This is a genomic window from Streptomyces huiliensis, assembly GCF_020037025.1.
GTDB lineage: Bacteria > Actinomycetota > Actinomycetes > Streptomycetales > Streptomycetaceae > Streptomyces > Streptomyces huiliensis.
Genome location: NZ_JAIQLH010000104.1, coordinates 22872 through 44660, shown reverse-complemented (window position 1 = coordinate 44660; position 21789 = coordinate 22872). Strand labels below are relative to the sequence as shown.

Sequence of the window (21789 nt, the reverse complement as noted above, 5' to 3'; positions counted from 1 at the left end):
GGCGCCGAGCAGCGGGAGCAGCGGGAGCAGCAGAGGGGCGAGCGCGGCCGCGACCAGGGCGGGCCGGCGGGGACGGCGGAGCGGCATGCGGGAACTCCATGGGTCGCGGGGTGGTGCGGGGCGGCGGGCCGGCCGCAGCCTCACCCCTCTAACGCCCGGATGCGCCGTGCGTTGCGCGCCCGGAACCGCTTTGCCCGGGGGCCGTCGGGCCCGGTACCGTAGAGTGCGATTGGTGGCGAGCCCCCGGGCTGTGTCATCATCTGCACGCAACATCCGCGTACGCGCGGGTGTGCTGGAGGCGTCGCCTAGTCCGGTCTATGGCGCCGCACTGCTAATGCGGTTTCGGGGTAACCCCCTGATCGAGGGTTCAAATCCCTCCGCCTCCGCAGCCGGGAGCCCCGGTCGTCGATCTCGACGGCCGGGGCTTTTCCGTGTCCTGGCCCTGGGTCCCGGTGACGGCTCGCCAACCGCCCTGATTTCGCGTTTCCGCAGGTCAGGCGGGGTTGCGGCAATGGATTTCGCCTCACGGCGCAGTTCATGTAATGTTGTTCCCGCAACGCCGACCGGCAAGAAAGACCGCCGGGAAGCCGAGCGCTCGTAGCTTAACGGATAGAGCACTTGACTACGGATCAAGAGGTTGCAGGTTCGAATCCTGCCGAGCGCGCAGCCGAGAGGCCGGTGCCAACATGTTGGAACTGGTTTCTCGACCGTCGCGGGGTGGAGCAGCTCGGTAGCTCGCTGGGCTCATAACCCAGAGGTCGCAGGTTCAAATCCTGTCCCCGCTACTCGAACCGAAGGCCCGGTACTCAGGTACCGGGCCTTCGGCGTTTTCAGACGGCGCTCCCGTGTGGTGTTCCCGCGTGGCGGTTTCCGTCTGGCGCCGAATGCCACGTGACGGCGCATGCCGCTGGTGCCACAGGGGCAGATGTCACCCGTGCGAGACGACGAAATCACCGGGTTCTGGCGCGGCCTCGGGCTGCCGGGCCTGATCGACGTGCACACCCACTTCATGCCCGAGCGCGTCCTCACCAAGGTCTGGTCCTACTTCGACGCGGCCGGGGAGCAACTCGGCCGCGCCTGGCCGATCACCTACCGGGACGCGGAGGACGCCCGGGTACGGACCCTGCGCTCCTTCGGGGTCCGCGCCTTCACCTCGATGATCTACCCGCACAAACCGGGCATGGCGGACTGGCTCAACGCCTGGGCGGCGGACTTCGCGGCCCGCACCCCGGACTGCCTGCACACCGCCACCTTCTTCCCCGAGCCGGGAGCCGTCCGGTCCGTCCGGGCGGCGCTCGACGCCGGCGCGCGGATCTTCAAGGCGCACCTCCAGGTGGGCGCGTACGACCCCCGCGACCCCCTGCTGGACGGAGTGTGGGGGCTGCTGGCGGAGGCGGGCGTGCCGGTGGTGACGCACTGCGGTTCCGGTCCGCTGCCGGGCCGGTTCACCGGGCCGGAGCCCATCGGCCGGGTGCTGGTCCGCCATCCGGGGCTGCGGCTGGTCGTTGCCCACATGGGCGTTCCCGAGTACGGCGCCTTCCTCGACCTGGCCGAGCGGTACCCGGAGGTGCACCTCGACACGACGATGGTGTTCACCGACTTCATCGAGGACGTGGCGCCGTTCCCGGCCGGGGAGCGCCCGCGGCTGGCGGCGCTGGGAGACCGGATCCTGTTCGGCAGCGACTTCCCCAACATCCCCTACGGGTACGGGCACGCGCTGACCGCCCTCACCCGCCTGGGGCAGGACGAGGACTGGCTGCGCGCCGTGTGCCACGACAACGCGGCGCGGCTCCTCGGCGTCCCGGACCCGGGCAGCGGCGGTCTTCCGCCCGCCGGAAGTCCGTGAGCGGACGGTTTTCTCAGACGTTTCCCAGACAGGGGAAAGGCGGTTCTCAGGGGCCCCGCGCACGCTCATGAGCATGACCATCGCATCGACGGAAGCGCGCCCCCGCCCCGCCCACGCGGCCCCGACCGCCGTGCCGCGCCTGGTCGTCGGAGACCTCGTCCTCGACGAGGCGAACCGCGAGGCGGTCCGCGGCGGTACGGCGATCCCGCTGACGGCGACGGAGTTCGCGCTGCTGCGCCAGCTCATGCGGGAGCCCGGCCGGGTGCTCAGCAAGACGCTGCTGCTGGACCGGGTGTGGGCGCACTCGTTCGGGCCGGGCGACCGGGGCAACGTCGTCGAGCTCTACATCTCCTACCTCCGCAAGAAGATCGACGCCGGCCGGCCGCCGATGATCCACACGCGCCGCGGCATGGGGTACGTCCTGAAGCCGGCCTCCTGAAGCCGAGCGTCCGGAGGCCGAGCGTCCGGAGGCCGAGCGTCCGGAGGCCGAGCGTCCGGAGGCCCGCCTCCTGAAGCCGAGCGTCCGGAAGAGCCCGCCTCCGGAAGCCCGCGTCCCGAAGCCCGCCTCCCGAAGCCGGTGCCCTGCCCGAAGTCCGCGGCGGACCTTCTCCGGTTCCACAGCCTTCTACGGCGTACGAGAAAATCCCTGTACATCGTAGAGCCGTCTCTTGTACGGTGTAGACCGATCACATCGGCCTGCCCTGCAAGGAGCCCGCCATGGCGGCGTCCACCCCGCTCTCGTCACCCACTTCCGAAGCTCCACAACCCGTCCGTCACCCCACCCGCTGGGTGATCCTGGGCGCCATATGCCTCGCGCAGCTCACCGTGCTGCTCGACAACACCATCCTCAACGTGGCGATCCCGTCGCTCACCACGGAGATGGGCGCCGCCACCGCGGACATCCAGTGGATGCTCAACGCGTACTCGCTGGTGCAGTCCGGTCTGCTGCTCACCGCGGGCAACGTCGCCGACCGCTACGGGCGGAAGAAGATGCTGGCCATCGGGGTTTCGCTGTTCGGTCTCGGGTCGCTCGGCGCCGGACTGTCCGACACGACGGGCCAGTTGATCGCCGCGCGGGCCGGCATGGGCGTCGGCGGCGCGCTGCTGATGACCACCACGCTCGCCGTCGTCGTCCAGGTCTTCGACGCCGAGGAGCGCACGAAGGCGATCGGCATCTGGGGCGCCGTGGGCTCGCTCGGCTTCGCCTGCGGGCCGCTGATCGGTGGCACGCTCCTCGACCACTTCTGGTGGGGCTCGATCTTCCTGATCAACATCCCGGTGGCGGTCATCGCCCTGATCGCCGTGCTCAAGCTGGTGCCCGAGTCCAAGAACCCGGCCGGCGACCGCCCCGACCTGCTGGGCGCCCTGCTCTCCACCCTCGGCATGACCGGCATCGTCTTCGCGATCATCTCCGGCCCCGAGCACGGCTGGACGTCCGGCCGCGTACTGCTCTCCGGCGGCCTCGGCGTCCTGATCATGGCCGCGTTCGTGCTCTGGGAGCTGCGCATCCCGTACCCCATGCTCGACATGCACTTCTTCCGCAACCGCCGCTTCGTCGCGGCCGTCATGGGCGGCATCCTGGTGGCGCTCGGCATGGGCGGATCGTTCTTCCTGCTCACCTCGCACCTGCAACTCGTGCTGCACTACGGGCCGCTGGAGACCGGTCTGCGGATGACGCCGCTGGCCCTGATGATCGTCCTCCTCAACCTCACGGGCGTCGCCTCCCGGCTGATGACGAAGCTCGGCGGCCCGCTCACCATCGTCGTGGGCATGACGCTGCTGGCCGCCGGTCTTGCCGTGATCGCGTGGACCGGCGACCACGGGTACGGCGGGATGTTCGCCGGCCTGGTCCTGATGGGCGCCGGCATCGCCTTCGCCTCGCCGGCCATGGCCACCGCGATCATGTCGGCCATCCCGCCGGAGAAGGCCGGCACCGGCGCCGGGGTCAACGGCACGCTCCAGGAGTTCGGCAACGGGCTCGGCGTCGCCGTGCTCGGCGCGGTGCTCAACTCCCGCTTCGCCGCGCTGCTCCCGGCCGTCGCCGCCGGGGCGGGCTCGCTGCCGGAGGCGCTGGGCGAGGCCCGGACGGCGGCGCAGCGCACCGAGATCCAGGACGCGTTCGCGTCCGGTGTGCAGGCGGGCCAGCTGGTCGGCGCGGCGGCGGTGCTGGCGGGCGGCATCGTGGCGGCGCTCCTGATGCGCCGGGCCGAACGGGCCGACGCCGCGGCGGCCGCCGGGAAGCCCGACGGGACGGACACCGGCACGGACGTCGTGGACGCGGCGGACGCCGGGCCCGGCGCCGCGTCCGGCAGGGCCTAGCATCGGGAACGGGGACAGCGACGTGGTGGAGAGGGAACGCATGGCCGGCGGCAATCGCGCGGAGAACCCGAGGACCAGCATCTGGCTGGCCGAGGAGAAACCCTCCCCGCGGCGCAGGGCGGCCGCGGACCGGGCCCGGGAGCAGCAGGGCTCGCTGGACCGCGACAAGATCGTCGCCGCCGCCGTCCGCCTGCTGGACGCCGAGGGGCTGGCCAAGTTCTCCATGCGCCGCCTGGCCGCCGAGCTCGGGGTGACCGCCATGTCGGTCTACTGGTACGTCGACAACAAGGACGACCTCCTCGAACTGGTCCTGGACGAGGCGAGCGGCGAGATGGCGCTCCCCGACCCGGACGCCGAGGACGCCGACTGGCGTGACCAGCTGCGGCAGCTCGCCCACGAGTACCGGGGCATGCTCACCCGCCACCCGTGGGTGGCCCGGCTGGCCGGCCAGTACCTCAACATCGGCCCCCGGTCGATGCGGTTCGGCGACGCCACGCTGAAGGTGATCCGGCGCAGCGGCGTCGAACCGAGCCGGTTCTCCGGTTCGCTGGGCGCGCTGTTCCAGTTCGTCTACGGCTTCGCGACCGTCCAGACGCTCTACGCGGAGCGCTGCCGGGCCGCGGGCCTCGACCAGCGGCAGTACCTCAAGGAGGTCGCGGACACGCTCGCCGAGAGACCGGACTTCGCCGAGCAGTACAGCGAGAGCGTGGCGATGACCCAGCGGTTCCGCGACGAGCCGATGGAGGAGCTGTGGGCGCGCGACTTCACCGTCGGGCTGGACACGGTGATCGCGGGCATCGAGGTGATGCGCGACCGGGCGCGGGACGAGGTGTCGTAGGGCCCGGAAACGGCGAACGCCCCTGCTCACAGGGATCCTCGTGAGCAGGGGCGTTCGCCGTCGTACGGAAGTACGGAAGTACGGAAGTACGGAAGTACGAAGTGCGGAAGTACGGAAGTCATCCGGCCCCGGAGGCGGTGCGCAGGCCGTCCCCTGCCTTGTGTGCGCACCGCCTCCGCGGCCGTTCGCCCGGGGTCATCGATGCCGTTCGGCCCCGGGCCACCGGCCGGGCGTCTCCGCTCGTGGACGCCCGGCCGGAGCTGTGTGGAACGCCGGCCTCAGGCCGCGTTCGCGGGCTCGGTGTCCTTCGCCGGGGCGGAGGAGTCCGCCGGCGCGCCGGGCCGGCCCTTGAGGGCCACTTCCTTGATGAACAGGGTCAGCAGGAAGGCGATCAGCGCGGTCGGGGCGGCGTAGGTGAAGACGTCGCCGACGCCGTGCCCGTAGGCGCTCTCCATGATCGAACGCAGCGGCTCGGGCAGCTTCTTGATGTCGGGGATGCTGCCGCCGCCGGCGCCCTGCTTGGCGATGGCCGCGCCCTTCGGGCCGAGGGCGGTCAGACCGTCCACGACGTAGTCCTTGACCCGGTTGGCCATGACCGCGCCCAGCGCCGAGACGCCGACCGCACCACCGAGGGAGCGGAAGAAGGTGACGACGGAGCTGGCGGCGCCGAGGTCCTTCGGAGCGACCTGGTTCTGCGCGGCGAGCACCAGGTTCTGCATCATCATGCCCATGCCGAGGCCCATGAGGGCCATGTAGCAGGCGAGCTGCCAGTACGGGGTGTCGTACCGGATGCTGCCCAGCAGGCCGAGGCCGGCAGTGAGGAACACGCCACCGGAGACCAGCCACGCCTTCCAGCGGCCGTTCTTGGTGATGATCTGACCGGACACGGTCGAGGAGACGAACAGGCCGGCGATCAGCGGGATGGTCATGACGCCGGACATGGTCGGCGTCTCGCCCCGGGCCAGCTGGAAGTACTGCGAGAGGAAGACGGTGGCGCTGAACATCGCCACACCGACGAAGAGGCTCGCGGCAGAGGAGAGGGCGATCGTCTTGTTGCGGAACAGCCGCATCGGGATGATCGGCTCCGCCGCCTTGTTCTCCACCAGGACGAAGATCACGCCGAGCAGGATCGACCCGCCGACCATGACGGCGGTCTGCCAGGACAGCCAGTCGTAGTTCTTGCCGGCCAGGGTCACCCAGACCAGCAGCAGCGTGGCGGCGGCGGATATGAAGAACGCGCCGAGCCAGTCCACCTTCACCTGCCGCTTGACGACCGGGAGGTGCAGGGTGCGCTGGAGCACGATCAGGGCGATGACCGCGAACGGCACACCGACGTAGAAGCACCAACGCCAGCCGAGCCAGCTGGTGTCGGTGATGACGCCGCCGAGCAGCGGGCCGCCGACGGTGGCGACGGCGAAGGTCGCGCCGAGGTAACCGCTGTACCGGCCGCGCTCACGCGGCGAGATCATCGCGGCCATGACGATCTGGGCGAGGGCCGACAGGCCGCCGACGCCGATGCCCTGGATCACCCGGCAGGCGATCAGCATGCTGGTGTTCTGCGACAGACCGGCCACCACGGAACCGAAGACGTAGACCACGAGCGCGACCTGGACCAGCAGCTTCTTGCTGAAGAGGTCGGAGAGCTTGCCCCACAGCGGCGTCGACGCGGTCATCGCGAGCAGCGCGGCCGTGACGGTCCAGGTGTAGGCGGACTGGCTGCCGTGCAGATCGTGCATGATCTTCGGCAGCGCGTTGGAGACGATCGTCGACGACAGGATCGCCACGAACATGCCGAGCAGCAGCCCGGACAGCGCGCGCATGATCTGGCTGTGCGTCATGTCGATGCCGGGCGCGTCGGACGGTGCGTGATCGTTGTGGCTGTCCCGCACACCTGGCGGTGTGGTCTTGGCCATGGACTTCCTTTTCGTGATGCTGTCGGGCGGTCAGTGGGGTGTGCGGGCCGACGGGCAGGCCGCGAGGTCGTGCGCCGGGGAGGCGCCGCCGGGGGCGACGGGCCGGTGGCACTCGCCGAAGCTCTCCCTCAGCCGGGCGAGCAGACCGACGATCTGCGTGATCTCCGCGTCGCTCCAGTCACCCAGGCAGTGCGCCAGGGCCTCGGTGTAGCGGGCGCTGACGTCGTCCAGCAGCGCCTCGCCGCTGGGGGTGAGGCGCAGCAGCCGGGAGCGCTTGTCCAGCCGGTCCGGCTGCCGGTCGAGCCAGCCCCGTTCCGCGGCGTACGCCACGTGGCGGCTGGTGACCGACATGTCGACGACCAGGAGCTCCGCGAGCTTGCTCATCCGCATCTCGCCGTACCGCTTGAGCAGGGTGAGCACGATGACCGAGGTGGGCGGGCAGTCGGGAGGGAGGACCCGGGCGAGGCCGCGCTTGATGACGCCGATGGCGCTGAGCTGCTGGGCGAGCTCCTGGTACTGCTCGTGCGCGGCCAACGGATCCTCCCGTTTTAAGTTGCTTAGGGCAACCATAGAGGTTGTTGGTTGCTGAAGGCAAACGAAAAGCGGTAAAGGAGGGGTCAAGTTCAACGATCAAACGATGAGTGAAGGAAGCGTCACGCGGTGCGGCGGCCGGCCGGGTGGCCGGACGTCCTTGGGGCCGGGGGCCCCGGGTGCGCTGCCCCGCGCGCGGGGGCGGGTCCGCTTTCGTTAGGGTCCTGGTCCATGGCCAACCCCCATCAGCAGCGCCCCGAGGGTCCCTACGACCCCGCGGGCAGCACTCAGATGTTCCGTGCCTTCGTCGACGAGGGGGCTCCCGGCCCCCGCGCGGCCGCTCCGGCGAGCCATGGGCGCTCGTCGTCGTCCGGGCCCCGGGTGGGTGTGATCCTCGGCGTCGTCGCCGCGCTCGCGGTCGTGGCGGCGGTGGCCTGGCTCGCGCTCGGCTGAGGCTCGCGCTCGGCTGAGGCGTGGAGGGTGAGGCGTGGCGGCTGAGGCGTGGCGGCTGCGGCCGGCGATGAACTGAGGCCGGCGGTGCCTGAGGCCGACGGAGACTGGACCCGACCGTGACTGAGGCCGACGGAGACTGGACCCGACCGTGACTGAGGCCGACGGAGACTGGGCCCGACCGTGACTGAGGCCGGTGGCGGCTGGGGCTGACAGCGGCTGAGGCCGGCCGCGGCGCCCGTACGCGTCCGCGCGTCACCGGGGTGAACGGGGTGACCGCCGGGTACCCGTTTCCGCGCGGCGCCGCCGATCGCGCCGCGTCTCTGCCGGACGGCCCGGCGGCCCCCGCCGCGACGTACGACGTACGTGTCGCGGCCCGCCGCTGCCGTACCGGGGGTCGGTCGACCGGTGGCCTGTCTTTCCGTGGCTGGGCGAGGTCAGTCGGAGATGAGGCCCTCGCGCAGCTGGGAGAGCGTCCGGGTGAGCAGCCGGGAGACGTGCATCTGCGAGATGCCGACCTCCTCACCGATCTGCGACTGCGTCATGTTGGCGAAGAAGCGGAGCATGATGATCTGGCGCTCGCGCGGGGGCAGCTTGGCCAGCAGCGGCTTCAGCGACTCCCGGTACTCGACGCCCTCCAGCGCCGTGTCCTCGTAGCCCAGCCGGTCGGCGAGCGAGCCCTCGCCGCCGTCGTCCTCCGGCGAGGGCGAGTCCAGCGAGCTGGCCGTGTAGGCGTTGCCCACCGCCAGCCCGTCGACCACGTCCTCCTCGGAGACCCCCAGGCACAGCGCCAGTTCGGGCACGGTCGGGGAGCGGTCCAGCTTCTGCGCGAGCTCGTCGCTGGCCTTGGTCAGGGCGAGCCGCAGCTCCTGCAGGCGCCGCGGCACCCGCACGGACCAGCTGGTGTCCCGGAAGAAGCGTTTGATCTCGCCGACGACCGTGGGCATCGCGAACGTCGGGAACTCCACCCCGCGTTCGCAGTCGAACCGGTCGATGGCCTTGATCAGTCCGATGGTGCCGACCTGGACGATGTCCTCCATCGGCTCGTTGCGGCTCCGGAACCGCGCCGCCGCGTAGCGCACGAGGGGGAGGTTGAGCTCGATGAGGGTGTCACGGACGTACGTACGCTCGGCGCTGTCCCGGTCCAGGGCCGCCAGCCGCAGGAACAGGGAGCGGGAGAGGGTGCGGGTGTCGATGGCTTCGCAGTCGTCGAGCACGGCGTGCGGTGCGTCGTTGGTGAGCACCTTCGCGCTGCCCAGGTCTACGGACATGCCACCCCCTTGAGGTCGCGGACGGATCACAGCACACCCCCGGCCGCGGATCGGCCGAGGGGGCAGCCTCCACCTGAATACCGGAGGCTGCGCTGTGGCAAACGCAGTTCCAGCAGAATGTCACATGTCGGCAACGCGCTGTAGCGTCAAGTCGACATATCTGCCGGGGAGTCCGGCGGGCGTGTCACCCACAAGAGTTAGGCTTCGATACGGTTTGCGGACCTCAGCCGGGCGAAGCTGCGCGAGAGCAGCCGCGACACGTGCATCTGCGACACCCCCAGCTCCGCGCTGATCTGCGACTGCGTCAGATTGCTGTAGTAGCGCAGCAGCAGGATGCGCTGCTCCCGCTCCGGCAGCTGGACGAGCAGGTGGCGGACCAGATCGCGGTGCTCGACGCCGGCCAGCGCGGGGTCCTCGTACCCGATCCGGTCCAGCAGGCCGGGCAGCCCGTCGCCCTCCTGGGCGGCCTCCAGCGAGGTGGCGTGGTACGAGCGCCCGGCCTCGATGCAGGCCAGCACCTCGTCCTCGCCGATCTTGAGCCGCTCGGCGATCTCGGCGGTGGTCGGCGACCGGCCGTGCAGCACGGTCAGGTCCTCGGTGGCGCCGTTGACCTGCACCCACAGCTCGTGCAGCCGGCGCGGTACGTGGACCGTGCGCACGTTGTCGCGGAAGTAGCGCTTGATCTCGCCGACGACGGTCGGCATCGCGAAGGTCGGGAACTGCACGCCGCGGTCGGGGTCGAAGCGGTCGATGGCGTTGATGAGGCCGATGGTGCCGACCTGGACGACGTCCTCCATGGGCTCGTTGCGGCTGCGAAAACGCGCCGCGGCGTACCGCACGAGGGGGAGGTTGGCTTCGATCAGGGCGGCGCGCACGCGGGCGTGCTCCGGCGTGCCGGGCTCCAGGGTGGCGAACTTCTTGAAGAGCACCTGCGTCAGCGCCCGGGCGTCCGCGCCCCGGCTCTCCCGCGTGGAGGCCTCTCGGGGGGCCTCGTGGGGCGTCTCCTGCCGGGGGGCTTCCCGGGGAACGTCCCGGGGGGCTTCCCTCGGTGTCTCCCTCGGCACCTCCCGCGGCACATCCCTCGGCACTTCGCGCGGGGCTTCCCGCGGTGGCGGAGGGTTCTCTTCTGACGCCGAGGTCTCCTCTGACGCTGTACGGGCCGGCACGGTCACACCACCCCTTCGCGGTCAGCTCCAGGTCAACTCATCCGTCAAAAGCGGTCATAGCATCACAAGACATGTCCACTGTGTGCAAGCACCGCATAACGTCGTGTTGACCGCGCGAAAAAGGCCCCCCGCCGTGGTGGCGAGGGGCCCGCGCCCGGGCTCCCGGGGGAGAACGGGGTCAGAACGGATAGTCGGCGATCACCCACGTGGCGAACTCCCGCCACAGCGCGACGCCCGCCTGGTGGGCCGGGTGGTCGAGATAGCGCTGGAGGGCGTCGGCGTCCTCGACGGCGGAGTTGATCGCGTAGTCGTAGGCGATCGGGCGCTCGGAGACGTTCCACGCGCACTCCCAGAAGCGGAGCTCGGGGATCTCCCCACCCAGCTTCTCGAACGCCTGGACGCCGGCGACGACGCGGGGGTCGTCGCGCTCGACGCCGTCGTTGAGCTTGAACAGGACGAGGTGACGGATCATCGGATGGCCGCCTTCCGGTGCGACGGGATGCTGCGGGTGCCTAAAGTGCGGGCGCGCCTGGGGCGCGGATGCCGGGGCTGTCCGCGGGGGCTCAGTTGATCAGTTCGGTCATGAACTCGCCGATGCTCTTGGCGGCGTCCGAGATCCCCTCGAAGCCTATCTGTACGAGTTCGGCCGCTCTGGCCGGCGAGTGGATGATCGTGTAACCGATGAAAACGGCGAGTACCCAGAACGTGATCTTCTTGGCTTGCGCCATGCCGTGCCGCCTCCCCGTCCGCCTTCTTCTCGTGAAGCCCCCGTAGCGCTTGCGAGAGTCTATCCGCACAGATGGACGAGACATTTGCCCGGCGGTCGGGCGGCCGGGGCTCCGGCGCGGGCACTGTTCACCCCACCTTTAAGGACTTAAGCCCCGGCGAAGCGGGTCCTTCGGCCGCCCGTCCGCCGTATTCCGGGACGGAGGATGGGGGAGTGCCCGCCGGATCTGGCAGGAATCCGACGGGCTCGGGACATGGAACCCCTCTGCGGGGTCCGGGCCGCGCGCTTCCCCCTGACTGCGGCCCGTACTCGGGGTCCGTGTCCTCATGGGGGGAAGCGGCTTGTCCCCCCGATGCCGCTTCCCCCCGCCTTCTCTCCCCCCGCCTTCTCTTCCCCTCTCTCTCCGCCGCTCCCTCGTCCGGGCCGGTCATGCCCGTTCAATTCCGGCGATTCCGCCGCCCAAATCCGCGCAACCCTCCCGGTGGTACCGCGGAATTTTCCAACACGGATGAACTCTGGGTCAGTTGAGGTGAGAAGAGCCCGGCGCCGGGGCACCAGAAAGGCACACGGCCCGAGGCGCTCACCGGCTTGCCGGAGCGGCCGTCCCGGTGCGTGGGAACGGGTTCCGGTGTGCGGTACATGAGTGAGGGAGAACGGTGAGGTTCGCATGGGCGGGTACGAGCTCGCCTTCACCATGCGGGAGCGTGTGGCGGGGGGAGCGGTCACCATTGAACTGTCCGGAGAGATCGACATCCTGGCCGAGCAGGAGCTCGGCCCGCGGCTGGAGGCCCTGGCCGGCCGCCGGCGCGCGGACCTCGTCATCGACCTGCGCGGCGTGACCTTCCTGGACGCGAGCGGCCTCCGCCTCCTGCTCCGCGTCCGGAACCGGGTGGCCCGCGGCGGCGGCCGGCTGCGGGTGGTGCGGGGCGGCCCCCGCGTGTCCAAAGTGATCCGCATCGTGCGGCTGGAGCCGGTCTTCCACTGGCTCGACGCACCGCCGGGCGCGCCCGGCGGCTCCGATGCGGGAGTCGGGGCGCCGGTGGCGCCGGGTACGAGAGGGGCTCCGGCCGCTCCCGGTGCGGACGAGGTGGCCTGCGGCCCCCGTGACGGGAGCGTCCCGGCCTGACGAACGGGTGAAGGGTGGACGGGCGGTGGCGCGGCGGCTCGGCGGCTCGGCGACGAGCCGAGGGCGCCGCCGCCCCACCCGTGCTGAGCGCGCCGCCGCCCCACCCCGTGCTTGCTGTGGCGCCACTGCGGTGCCATAGTGGCGCTATGGATCTCACCCCCTACGTCGACACCCTCCGCCAGGAGCTCGCGGTCGCCGCGAACGCGGGCGGGGACGAAGCGCGCGCCCTGGCCGAACGGCTGACCGCGCCGCTGGAGTCGGCCGCCCGGCTCACCCTGCTGAACGCGCTGTCCACCGCCATGGAGGAGGTCACCAGGGATCTGGCGCCCGGCTCGGTCGACGTCCGACTGCGCGGCCTGGACCCGGAGTTCGTGGTGACGCCGCCACCGGGCCAGGGTCCGTACGCCGACGCCGCGGCGCCCGGTGACGGGCCCGGCGCCACCCTGCCGCCGGCTCCCGCCCAGGGCGACGGTGACGAGGGCGGCACCGCCCGCGTCAACCTGCGGTTGCCCGCTCACCTCAAGGCGCGGGCCGAGGAGGCGGCCGGCCGGGAGGGGCTGTCGGTGAACGCCTGGCTGGTCCGTGCCGTCGGCGCCGCCCTGGAGACCGGCGAGCGCGCCGGCCGCCCGGCCGGCCCCTCGCGGCACCGGGGGCAGACCTTCACGGGCTGGGTCCGCTAACCCGGTGCGCGCATGGCGCCACAGTGGCGTCACGCGCGACCCCGCCCCCTCTTCGTACCCCGCCCCCTCTTCGTACCCCCGCCCGTCGGCGGTCCGCGTCCCACCCAGCCATGAGGACGGCACAGCCATGCCACTTTTCGCAACGCCCGAACCGGTCAGCGCCACCGTCGAGTTCGACATCGGGGTGCTCCGCGTCATCGCCGGCGACCGCGCCGACACCGTCGTCGACGTCCTGCCGACCGACCCCGCCGAGGAGGCGGACGTCCGGGCGGCCGAGCAGACCCGGATCGCCTGCTCGGACGGCGCCCTGCTGGTCAAGGGCCCCCGGCAGCGGTCCCTGTTCGGCCGGACCGGCTCGGTGGAGGTACGGATCGGGCTGCCGGCCGGGTCCGAGGTGCGGGCCACCACGCTCGTCGGCGACCTCTTCTGCGAGGGCAGCCTCGGGGACTGCCGGCTGAAGACCTCGGTCGGCCACGTCCAGGCCGGAGAGACGGCGACGGCGCGGCTGAGGACGGGCCACGGCGGCATCCGGCTCGACCGCGCGCGGGGCGACGCCGAACTCGTCGGCGCAGGCCCGATCGACGCCGGAGCGATCGGCGGCGCCGCGACGGTCAAGAACCTCAACGGCGAGACGGCGCTCGGCGAGGTCGGCGGCGATCTGCGGGTTAGCTCGTCGAACGGCGCCATCTCCGTCGGCGTCGCCCACGGGGACGTCGACGCCCGGTCCGCCAACGGCGGCATCCACCTGGGCCAGGTGATCCGCGGCCGGGTCACGCTCCAGTCCTCGGCCGGCGACCTGGAGGTCGGCATCGGCACGTCCACCGCCGCCTGGCTGGAGCTCACCACCCGCCTGGGCAGCGTCCGCAACGCGCTCGGCCTCTCCGACGGTCCCGGCGACGCCGAGACGACCGTCGAGGTCCGCGCCCGCACGGGGATCGGCGACATCGAGATCCGCCGCCCGTGACCCCCTTGGAAAGCCATGCGTGACCCCCTGGAGAAAGGGCAGAACGGCATGACCACACCACCCACACCACCGGCCCCGCGCGACACGGTGGCGATCAGCGTCACCGGCCTGCGCAAGTCCTACGGCGGCCGGCCGGTGCTGGACGGCATCGACCTGCGCGTCCCCGAGGGCACGGTCTTCGCGCTCCTCGGCCCGAACGGCGCCGGCAAGACCACCACCGTCCACATCCTCTCCACCCTCGTCGCCCCCGACGCCGGCGAGGCCCGGGTCGCGGGCCACGACCTGCTCCGCGAGCCCGACGCGGTCCGCGCCGGCATCGGCGTCACGGGCCAGTTCTCCGCCGTGGACGGCCTGCTCACCGCCCGCGAGAACCTGACGCTCATGGCGGACCTGCACCACCTGGGCCGCCGCGAGGGCCGGCTGCGCACCGAGGACCTCCTGGACCGCTTCGACCTGACCGACGCCGCGGACCGGACCGCCGCCACGTTCTCCGGCGGCATGCGGCGCAAGCTGGACCTGGCCATGACGCTCGTCGGCGCACCGCGCGTCGTCTTCCTCGACGAGCCGACCACCGGTCTCGACCCGCGCAGCCGCCGCGTCATGTGGGAGATCATCCGGGAACTGGTCGACGACGACGGCGTGACGGTGTTCCTGACGACGCAGTACCTGGAGGAGGCCGACCGGCTCGCCGACCGCATAGCCGTCCTGGACCGCGGCGGGCTGGTCGCCGAGGGCACCCCCGAGGAACTGAAGCGCCGGGTGCCCGGCGCCCACATCAGCCTCCGGTTCGCCGGCCCCGACGGACTCGCGGCGGCCACCGCGGCGTTCCGCACCGGCACCGCCGACCCCGAGGGCCTCACCCTGCGCATCCCCGGCGACGACAGCGTGCCCACGCTCCGCGCCGTCCTCGACGTCCTGGACCACGCGGCGGTCCACGCCGAGTCGCTGACCGTGCACACGCCCGACCTCGACGACGTCTTCCTCAGCCTCACGGGCACGGGCACGGGCTCCGGCACCGGCACCGGCTCCGGGAAGGAGCCCGCACGGTGACCCCCTTCACCCACACCCTCCCCCACACCGTCGCCGACTCCCTGACGATGCTGCGCCGCAACCTCAAGCACGCCCGGCGCTACCCGTCCCTGACCGCCTCGGTCGTCATGACGCCGGTGCTGATGCTGCTCCTCTTCACCTACGTCTTCGGGGGCGCCCTCGGCGCCGGCGTCGACGCCCCGGCCTCCGGCTCCGGCGGGGAGTACGTCGACTACCTCGCGCCCGGCATCATCCTGATGGCCGCGACGTCCGGCGCCCTGGTGACCGCCGTCGGGGTCTGTGTCGACATGACCGAGGGCATCGTCAACCGCTTCCGGACGATGGCGGTCTCCCGGTCCGCCTTCCTCACCGGCCATGTCGTCAGCAGCGTCATCCAGACCATGCTGAGCATCGTCTGCGTCGTCGCCGTCGCCCTGCTCGTCGGCTTCCGGCCGCACGCGGGCCCGGTCGAGTGGCTCGCCGCGGCGGGGCTCATGACGCTGCTCACCTTCGCCCTCACCTGGATCGCGGCCGGCATCGGCCTGGTGGCCAGGAACCCGGAGTCGGCGAGCAACATCCCCCTGCCCCTCCAGTTCCTCCCGTTCCTCGGCAGCGCCGTCGTCCCCCCGGAGTCCATGCCCGCGGGCCTCCGCTGGTTTGCCGAATACCAGCCCTTCACCTCCGTCAACGAGACCCTGCGCGGCCTCCTGACGGGCACGGAGATCGGCACCAACGGCATCACCGCCCTCGCCTGGTGCCTCGCCCTCACTCTCACCGGCTACCTCTGGGCCCGCACCGTCTTCCACCGCGGCACGGCCGCCGACCGGCGGGCATGACCGCGGCCGCGTGGGCCTGCCGGGCAGGGGTGGCGCGACGTCCGGTCCCAGGGCCGGCCGTCAACGCGGGAAGCGTTCCGTCTTCGTCCCGGTGAAGAGGGCGCGCCGGCGGGGTGCGTCACCCCATTCGGCGGGAGGCACCGCGGGGCGGGGGTGATGCACCTCATCGAGACGGCCCTCGGTCGGCAGGGCACCGGCAACTTCGGTCTGGACGGCAAGAGCGGCAAGTTCGGGCACCCGGGGGCCGTCGACAACGACCGCCACGACACCCAGTTCTGGAACGGCACGCGCACCCTCATGGCGGAGGTCGCGCAGAGCCACGTCGGGGCTTCGGGGACCGAAGGGCACGCGGGGGAAGGCGGCGGCATCAGCGGCGGCAAGGCCACCCCCAGGCCGTACCCCGGCCGGTGCACTGACGGCACGAAGGTCGCCTCCGCGCTCGGACGCCCCGGCAAGGCCGGTGGGGACGGTGAAAGGGGCAGAGCGGGCGAACACGCGCTCACCTACGGCGGCGGCCACCAGGGCGCGTACGGAGCCGGCGGGGCGTCGGCCATGACGGAAGGACCCGACGGCCTGAAGATCCCGTCGGGCAGAAGCGTGGGCGGCAGGGGCGGCGAAGGCGGCCACGGCGGCTGGGGAGGATCCGGCGCCCCGACCGAGGTCCACCACGCCACGGCCGGGGACGCGGGGAACAAGGGCGAGAACGGCAGGCCCGGCGGCAGGGGCTACATCATCATCACCTGGTAGCCGCCGGCGCGGAAGCCGGACGACCCGTCACCCGCACCCGCCGGCACACCGGCCCGACACGGCCGGAAACCGAGCCGGAGCACGACGAGGGGCCCGACCTGGATCAGGTCGGGCCCCTCGTCTGAAGAGCGGTAGCGGTGGGATTTGAACCCACGGAGGAGTTGCCCCCTCACACGCTTTCGAGGTCTCCACTGTCGTCTGGACGATCGCTGCCACCTCCGCCCGGGGTGGTACATCCACGTCCATCTCCTGGGCGGGGGTATGCGAGCGCGTACCTGCGGACGTAGCTGTGAACGGTGGCGGACGGGGGTGAACGAGACGGAAAACGAGACGGGCGCGGCGAGGCGTCGACTGTGCTGAAAGAAGAAGACGTCCAGACGGACCGCATCATCCTCCCGCGCCTGGGCCCGTAGCCTTGCTGGCGTCTCGATGATCAACCTGCTAGCTCCGTGTGCGCGGGGGCCACCCGATCCACCCGCTTCCGCCGCAGTCCTTGCAAGGACCACCCCCGCTAGGCGGGGACCACCTGACGGCGGTCACCCTGGCGAGCGTCTTGGCGGGACCACCCCTGCGTGCGCGGGGACCACTCTCGGCTGCGGACGAGGAATCGCAGCGGCTCGGGACCACCCCCGCGTGCGCTGGGACCACTTCAAGATCGGCACGGCCGGTCTCGCGGACGCGGGACCACCCCCGCGTGCGCGGGGACCACGTACCGGGCCTTCCGCTCGGCCGCGGCGGCCTGGGACCACCCCTGCGTGCGCGGGGACCACCCTCCGCACAGGGCCTGACCGCCGACCTCGCGGGGACCACCCCCGCGCGCGCGGGGACCACCAGGGCGTACCCCGGCTGCGGCAGATGGGGGCGGGACCACCCCCGCGTGCGCGGGGACCACCTCGGCGGCGGCTCCGGCACCCGGTACTGCGCGGGACCACCCCCGCGTGCGCGGGGACCACCCCAGGTATGTAGTGGACCCGAGGAGCGACGCGGGACCACCCCCGCGTGCGCGGGGATCACCCTGCGGACCCCCCGCACCAAGGCCGTCGCCGAGGGACCACCCCCGCGTGCGCGGGGATCACCCTGCGGACCCCCCCGCACCAAGGCCGTCGCCGAGGGACCACCCCCGCGTGCGCGGGGACCACCCCAGGTATGTAGTGGACCCGTGGAGCGTCGCGGGACCACCCCCGCGTGCGCGGGGATCACCCTGCGGACCCCCCGCACCACGGCCGTCGCCGAGGGACCACCCCCGCATGCGTGGGGACCACCTGCTCGCTCACGTGGTGTCCCCTCCCGGCGGGGGACCACCCCCGCGTGCGCGGGGACCACCAGATCCCGGACTGGTCCTGATCCACCATCAGGGGACCACCCCCGCGTGCGCGGGGACCACTGCCAGTCGCCGGCGTACGCCCGCCGGGTCTCGGGACCACCCCCGCGTGCGCGGGGACCACGCCTCCTACGACGAGGCCACAGGCCGCGCCCTGGGACCACCCCCGCGTGCGCGGGGACCACGCCCGCCTCGCCCGGGCCTGCGGGAAGGGCGAGGGACCACCCCCGCGTGCGCGGGGACCACACCTTGGTCTCGGTCGCCGCGCCACCGTGGACGGGACCACCCCCGCGTGCGCGGGGACCACTGCGGGACGTCCAAGACGCTTCCAAAAGGGTCGGGACCACCCCCGCGTGCGCGGGGACCACAGGGCGCCACCTGCGGGTTTAGCGGCGGAGGGGCCAGTTTTTACTTACTAGTTGAGATTCCGGCAAAGCGATCATTGTGGGAATTTTGGTTTCAGTGGTGCTGGCGGTTGGTTAGTGAGGCACTTCATAGGTCACTCTCGTCTGCGGGCGGGCGGTAGCAGCAGGTCTCGCTCCGGGTGGCTGTCGCCGGTGACGCGGCCCTTAACGCCGAGGTCTTTGCGGGCTGCTTCGTGGAAGGCGTTGATGGCCTTGAAGGTGGCGCGGTGGAGGGCGCGCCAGTCTTCCAGGGTGCCGGTGGTCTCGCCTGTGGCCTGCCAGTCGATTTTGAGGGCGATGGCGTTGAGGTCGTGGGCCGCTTCGACGACTTCGTCGCCGCCCAGGAGCATGACGCGCTCGAAGGCTCGGCCGCGGAGGCGGCCGGCCTCGGACATCTCTGCTCTGATCTCCGGCTCGGGCTGGTCGCTGGGGCGTATGCCCTCGCGGTGGTGGTAGAGGTGGACGGCGATGAAGATGCAGGCGCGCATCTGGTCGATGTAGTTCGCGTAGGCGTCCAGCTTCTTGGCGTCCCAGCGGGTTTGGAGGGTCTGGCGGTGTCGCTGCCTCTCCATCCTGTGGTTGGCCAGGTGGGTGGTGGCCGCGCCCAGGAGCACAGCAGCGATCGTCACGAGCTGCTCGTTGAACTCCACCTCGCTGGCCCCCTGGTAAGTCGTCCGAACGACTTGAGGATCATTGCAGGGGGAGAGCGAGGTGTTGTGGCTGGGGCTGTAAACGGCTGGAACACGGCGGGGGTTGGCGCCCTGTGGGTCGCCGCAGTTGAGCCGGGGTGACTGTGACAGCGTGACCGGTGTGACACCCCCCGGCTGTTTCAGCTGCTCATGCCTTCATAGGGGGAGAACGTCAGCGTTGACGGGTGACAGCACGACGTCCGTTTGAGCCGTGATCGGGCCTCGGATCCGGACAGGGGCGGGCGGTCGGCGCAGCATCGTCGGGTAGTCCTCGGGCATGTACGAGTTCACGAGGCGGTAAGGGTGCAGGCTGTGGCTGAGGAACGGGGCCAGGACTTCGTCGACCGTGCGCCCGCCGGCTGCCAGGCGGTCCGGGCTGATCTCGACGACTATTTCGCAGTCCGGGCGTTGCAGGTCCAGGAGTTCGGCGAGGCTGTCGAGGACCATGCCCTCGGCTCCCTCCACGTCCACCTTGATGATCCGGGCCCGTTCGAGCTCCGTGGTGGTGACGATGTCCGCCAAGGGGAGCCCGGGGACAGTCAGTCGGCTCTCGTGTTGCTCGGGCTTGACCATCGTCGTGGCGCCGAGGTTGCCCTTGTGGGGGACGTAGAGGACTACCTCGCCCGGGGAAGTGGTGACGGCAGCGCGTACGGGCCGGACGTTCTCGCACTGGTTCAGGGCGGCGTTCGCCTGCAGTTCGGCGTGGAGCGCCGGCGCCGGCTCGATGGCCACCACGACGCCGTCCGGGCCGACGAGCCGTGAGGCCATGGCGGTGTAGTAGCCGAGGTTCGCGCCGATGTCGAGGAAGCCGTCGCCGGGCTTCAGCCGTGATGCGATGAAGGCGGAGACGACCGGCTCCCAGCACCCGGACGTGTAGAGCGACCTCATGATGAGGTCTTCCGTCGTGCGGATCCGGATGCGGAATCCGTAGCGAGTGGTGACCACCTTGGCCGTGGCGGGGTTCTGCCGGAGTCCGACATCGAGCCATTCCCGCAAGAGAGCTCGCTTTAACGCGGTGCCCGGTCCGTACCGGACATGCCAGCGAGCTGCTGTCAGCAGCGGACGCCAGGGCGGCGGTGTCAGGCGAGTCTCGGACGGTGGACGGCGCGTTCTTGTGGAAGAGCCCATGCACGCGACCGTACGGTGTCGAGCCGCCCAGATACAGAGCTTGATCGTCGAGGGGCGTCAGGCCGGCTCGCGAGTCGCGTCACCGAGCGCATGGCCGTACCGACGGAGCGGGCCGACTCCGCAGGGAGCCGGCCCGCTCATGCGGCATGACGTGCGCCTACCTGCTCATGGGGTGGCGGTCCACGGGCGTGAGGGTGAAGGTCTCGGAAACCGTCACCGTGAAGGTGCTGTCACCCGTCGACTCCGCGTGCCGTACAAACCAGGAGTGGGCGCGCCTGGCGCTCGGGACGCCTTCCGGCTGCGTCGCGCCGCAGTCGTCGCATGCTCCCCGGAAGCGGTTGGAGCTTGCGGCGGGAGCCCTCATCTCCCAGCGCTCCTCGTCCGCGGGAACGGCAGTCGCTCCTCCCTCCTGCGCTCGGGCAGCGAGGCGTACTCCCCGGCTGACCGCCACCCGGAGGACGTCGCGCAACGCCATCGCCAGTGGGCTCACGAGGTAGTACATCCGCTCCGTGTCGTCATCGGGGTCGTTCGCCGCGTGCTCCACGCTGCCCAGAAGATCGTCCGCCAGAGCCAGTTGCTCTTCCTCGACCACGTCGGCCATTCGGGAGAGGACGCTGTTGTGCGAGCTCCCGGACAGGTAGAGCGGCTTGTTCCCGAAGCTCGCCCAGGGCAACAGCCGGAGGTCGGTCCCGGCGCCGTGGTCCCTCGGTGAGTCGGGCCTAATCGGCATCGCCATCGACGGTTCCGTCATCGGCGGCCTCCTCATCCGGGAAGAGTGCGGGCGTGGTGAACACGGCTTCGGACCGTTCACCGCGAAGCACCAGGTGTGCGGCCTCCACCACCCGGCCCCCGGCGTCGGTGGAGACGCGCTCGATGGACAGGACCGGCGTCCTGATGGTGATCTCCAGGAGCTTCGCTTCCTCGGCCGTGGCGAGGCGGGCCGCCAGGCGTTGCGCGGTGGTTTCCACGTGCACGCCGGCCCTGAGGAGGAGTCGCAGGACGTCTTCCCCCCAGGGTGAGCGGACCTCCCGGATCTGCCGGAGATCCCTGTCCGCCACGGACTGGGGTACGTGGACGTGGGCCACGCTGTGCGCCACCTCCCCTTCCCGGTTGAGGTAGCGGTACTTGGCCACCGGGGTGCCGCCCGGGACGTGCAAGAGGGATGCCAGCTTCACGCCGGCCTTGATGCTGGTGACACTCAGCGTCGTACGGATCTTGCTGTGTACGGCAGCATCCGGCTGTCCCGTGCGGGCGCCGGGGGCGTATCGGACGGGCGGCTGCGGACGCGTCACGTAAGTACCGCTGCCGTGGCGCTTTTTGAGGAGGCCCTCGGCCTGGAGCACGTCCAACGCGTCCCGGAGGGTGGGCCTGCCGACGTCGAGGAGGGCGGCGAGGGCATCCTCCGAGGGAAGGCGTTCACCGAGCTTGTACGTCCCCGTGGTGATGCCGCGGCGCAGCTCGTCGGCGATTTGCTGGTAGCGAAGGGACAATGTCACCACTTCCTCAAGGCGCGCATGGCGAACAAGCGGGTCCCCCGGCGGAAGACGAACGCCTCGCCGGAGCCGAAATAGACGCGCCTGCCGCCACCAGGCACGTCGACGAGGTTTCGCACCTTGAACTGTTTGCTGCCGATCTCTATGAGGTCTCCGCGCCTCACCGTCGCCGCGGTGACTTCGAGGAGCGTGTACACGGTGTTCACGCGGCGCCCTCCTCGCCGGGCCCGTGGCCGAGCGCGCGGTGGCATGGGCAAGCGCAGGTCTCGTACCGAATCCCGGCCGCATGGCGTCGCTTCGGCACCGACGCT

General features: G+C 71.3%; 21 protein-coding genes, 3 tRNA genes, 1 pseudogene and 1 CRISPR repeat array. Of the genes and pseudogenes, 14 read left to right on the top strand and 11 right to left on the bottom strand.

The genetic code is table 11. The features are described 5' to 3' along the window. Positions 1-294 precede the first annotated feature (294 nt). The 7 genes and pseudogenes from JNW98_RS19615 (at position 295) to JNW98_RS19585 (ending at position 5003) form a co-directional block, all read left to right on the top strand. Positions 295-386 (top strand) — tRNA-Ser (locus tag JNW98_RS19615). 205 nt (positions 387-591) lie between these two features. Then, positions 592-664 (top strand) — tRNA-Arg (locus JNW98_RS19610). 47 nt (positions 665-711) lie between these two features. Next, positions 712-785 (top strand) — tRNA-Met (locus JNW98_RS19605). Between the two features lie 140 nt (positions 786-925). Beyond that, complete coding sequence (locus JNW98_RS19600; protein ID WP_223769551.1) at positions 926-1846, top strand: amidohydrolase family protein; 921 nt, start codon at positions 926-928, stop codon at positions 1844-1846. 139 nt (positions 1847-1985) lie between these two features. Next, a pseudogene (locus JNW98_RS19595) lies at positions 1986-2285 on the top strand (winged helix-turn-helix domain-containing protein); the annotation flags it as partial. A gap of 278 nt (positions 2286-2563) precedes the next feature. Further along, a complete protein-coding gene (locus JNW98_RS19590; RefSeq protein WP_223769550.1) occupies positions 2564-4165 on the top strand; it encodes an MFS transporter in 1602 nt (533 codons plus the stop codon). Between the two features lie 40 nt (positions 4166-4205). Continuing rightward, the gene (locus JNW98_RS19585; protein ID WP_223769549.1) at positions 4206-5003 is read left to right on the top strand and encodes a TetR/AcrR family transcriptional regulator; all 798 of its coding nucleotides are present in this window, start codon (positions 4206-4208) and stop codon (positions 5001-5003) included. Between the two features lie 278 nt (positions 5004-5281). Here the strand turns inward: JNW98_RS19585 and JNW98_RS19580 are convergent, their stop codons facing one another. Beyond that, a complete protein-coding gene (locus JNW98_RS19580; protein WP_504755037.1) occupies positions 5282-6841 on the bottom strand; it encodes an MDR family MFS transporter in 1560 nt (519 codons plus the stop codon). Between the two features lie 105 nt (positions 6842-6946). Beyond that, positions 6947-7450, bottom strand: a complete 504-nt coding sequence (locus JNW98_RS19575) for a MarR family winged helix-turn-helix transcriptional regulator (protein WP_004943121.1) — start codon at positions 7448-7450, stop codon at positions 6947-6949. 228 nt (positions 7451-7678) lie between these two features. Here JNW98_RS19575 and JNW98_RS19570 point away from each other — a divergent pair, with 228 nt between their 5' ends. After that, on the top strand, positions 7679-7900 hold the full coding sequence (locus JNW98_RS19570) for a hypothetical protein (protein ID WP_223769547.1): 222 nt from the start codon (positions 7679-7681) through the stop codon (positions 7898-7900). 434 nt (positions 7901-8334) lie between these two features. Here the strand turns inward: JNW98_RS19570 and JNW98_RS19565 are convergent, their stop codons facing one another. From JNW98_RS19565 to JNW98_RS19550, 4 genes are all read right to left on the bottom strand, one after another. Next, complete coding sequence (locus JNW98_RS19565) at positions 8335-9168, bottom strand: RNA polymerase sigma factor SigF (protein ID WP_004943124.1); 834 nt, start codon at positions 9166-9168, stop codon at positions 8335-8337. Positions 9169-9365: 197 nt separating this feature from the next. Beyond that, entirely contained in the window at positions 9366-10232 is an 867-nt protein-coding gene (locus JNW98_RS19560) for an RNA polymerase sigma factor SigF (protein WP_372459280.1), read from the bottom strand. 280 nt (positions 10233-10512) lie between these two features. Continuing rightward, complete coding sequence (locus JNW98_RS19555; protein WP_223769545.1) at positions 10513-10806, bottom strand: Dabb family protein; 294 nt, start codon at positions 10804-10806, stop codon at positions 10513-10515. A gap of 91 nt (positions 10807-10897) precedes the next feature. Further along, positions 10898-11062: a hypothetical protein gene (locus JNW98_RS19550; RefSeq protein ID WP_223769544.1), complete on the bottom strand. Its 165-nt coding sequence runs from the start codon at positions 11060-11062 to the stop codon at positions 10898-10900. Between the two features lie 666 nt (positions 11063-11728). Between JNW98_RS19550 and JNW98_RS19545 the strand changes: the two genes are divergently transcribed. The 6 genes from JNW98_RS19545 (at position 11729) to JNW98_RS19520 (ending at position 16443) form a co-directional block, all read left to right on the top strand. Further along, positions 11729-12187 (top strand): STAS domain-containing protein, encoded by a 459-nt coding sequence (locus JNW98_RS19545; protein WP_223769543.1) that lies wholly within the window; start codon positions 11729-11731, stop codon positions 12185-12187. Between the two features lie 146 nt (positions 12188-12333). Continuing rightward, positions 12334-12867, top strand: a complete 534-nt coding sequence (locus JNW98_RS19540) for a hypothetical protein (RefSeq protein ID WP_223769542.1) — start codon at positions 12334-12336, stop codon at positions 12865-12867. Positions 12868-12994: 127 nt separating this feature from the next. Beyond that, a complete protein-coding gene (locus JNW98_RS19535) occupies positions 12995-13831 on the top strand; it encodes a DUF4097 family beta strand repeat-containing protein (protein WP_223769541.1) in 837 nt (278 codons plus the stop codon). 48 nt (positions 13832-13879) lie between these two features. Continuing rightward, positions 13880-14881 carry an ATP-binding cassette domain-containing protein gene (locus tag JNW98_RS19530; protein WP_223769540.1) on the top strand — a complete coding sequence of 334 codons (1002 nt, stop codon included), beginning with the start codon at positions 13880-13882 and terminating at the stop codon, positions 14879-14881. Between the two features lie 47 nt (positions 14882-14928). Further along, positions 14929-15696, top strand: coding sequence for an ABC transporter permease (locus JNW98_RS19525; RefSeq protein WP_223769556.1), 768 nt, complete (start codon positions 14929-14931; stop codon positions 15694-15696). Positions 15697-15852: 156 nt separating this feature from the next. Further along, on the top strand, positions 15853-16443 hold the full coding sequence (locus tag JNW98_RS19520) for a hypothetical protein (RefSeq protein WP_223769539.1): 591 nt from the start codon (positions 15853-15855) through the stop codon (positions 16441-16443). A gap of 558 nt (positions 16444-17001) precedes the next feature. Continuing rightward, positions 17002-18132: a CRISPR direct-repeat array (repeat unit 29 nt; unit sequence GGGACCACCCCCGCGTGCGCGGGGACCAC). Positions 18133-18263: 131 nt separating this feature from the next. On the opposite strand, the gene JNW98_RS19515 is transcribed toward JNW98_RS19520, so the two are convergent. The 5 genes from JNW98_RS19515 to JNW98_RS19495 all read right to left on the bottom strand — a co-directional run bounded on the left by JNW98_RS19515 (position 18264) and on the right by JNW98_RS19495 (position 21684). Then, on the bottom strand, positions 18264-18797 hold the full coding sequence (locus tag JNW98_RS19515) for a hypothetical protein (protein ID WP_223769538.1): 534 nt from the start codon (positions 18795-18797) through the stop codon (positions 18264-18266). 216 nt (positions 18798-19013) lie between these two features. Next, the gene (locus JNW98_RS19510; RefSeq protein ID WP_223769537.1) at positions 19014-19853 is read right to left on the bottom strand and encodes an FkbM family methyltransferase; all 840 of its coding nucleotides are present in this window, start codon (positions 19851-19853) and stop codon (positions 19014-19016) included. A 289-nt stretch (positions 19854-20142) separates the two neighbouring features. Then, the gene (locus JNW98_RS19505) at positions 20143-20736 is read right to left on the bottom strand and encodes a hypothetical protein (RefSeq protein ID WP_223769536.1); all 594 of its coding nucleotides are present in this window, start codon (positions 20734-20736) and stop codon (positions 20143-20145) included. Further along, entirely contained in the window at positions 20705-21481 is a 777-nt protein-coding gene (locus tag JNW98_RS19500) for a GntR family transcriptional regulator (protein WP_223769535.1), read from the bottom strand. The genes JNW98_RS19505 and JNW98_RS19500 overlap by 32 nt, the downstream gene beginning before the upstream one ends. Further along, positions 21478-21684, bottom strand: coding sequence for a hypothetical protein (locus tag JNW98_RS19495; protein WP_223769534.1), 207 nt, complete (start codon positions 21682-21684; stop codon positions 21478-21480). Before JNW98_RS19495 ends, JNW98_RS19500 begins: the two co-directional genes overlap by 4 nt. Positions 21685-21789 lie beyond the last annotated feature (105 nt).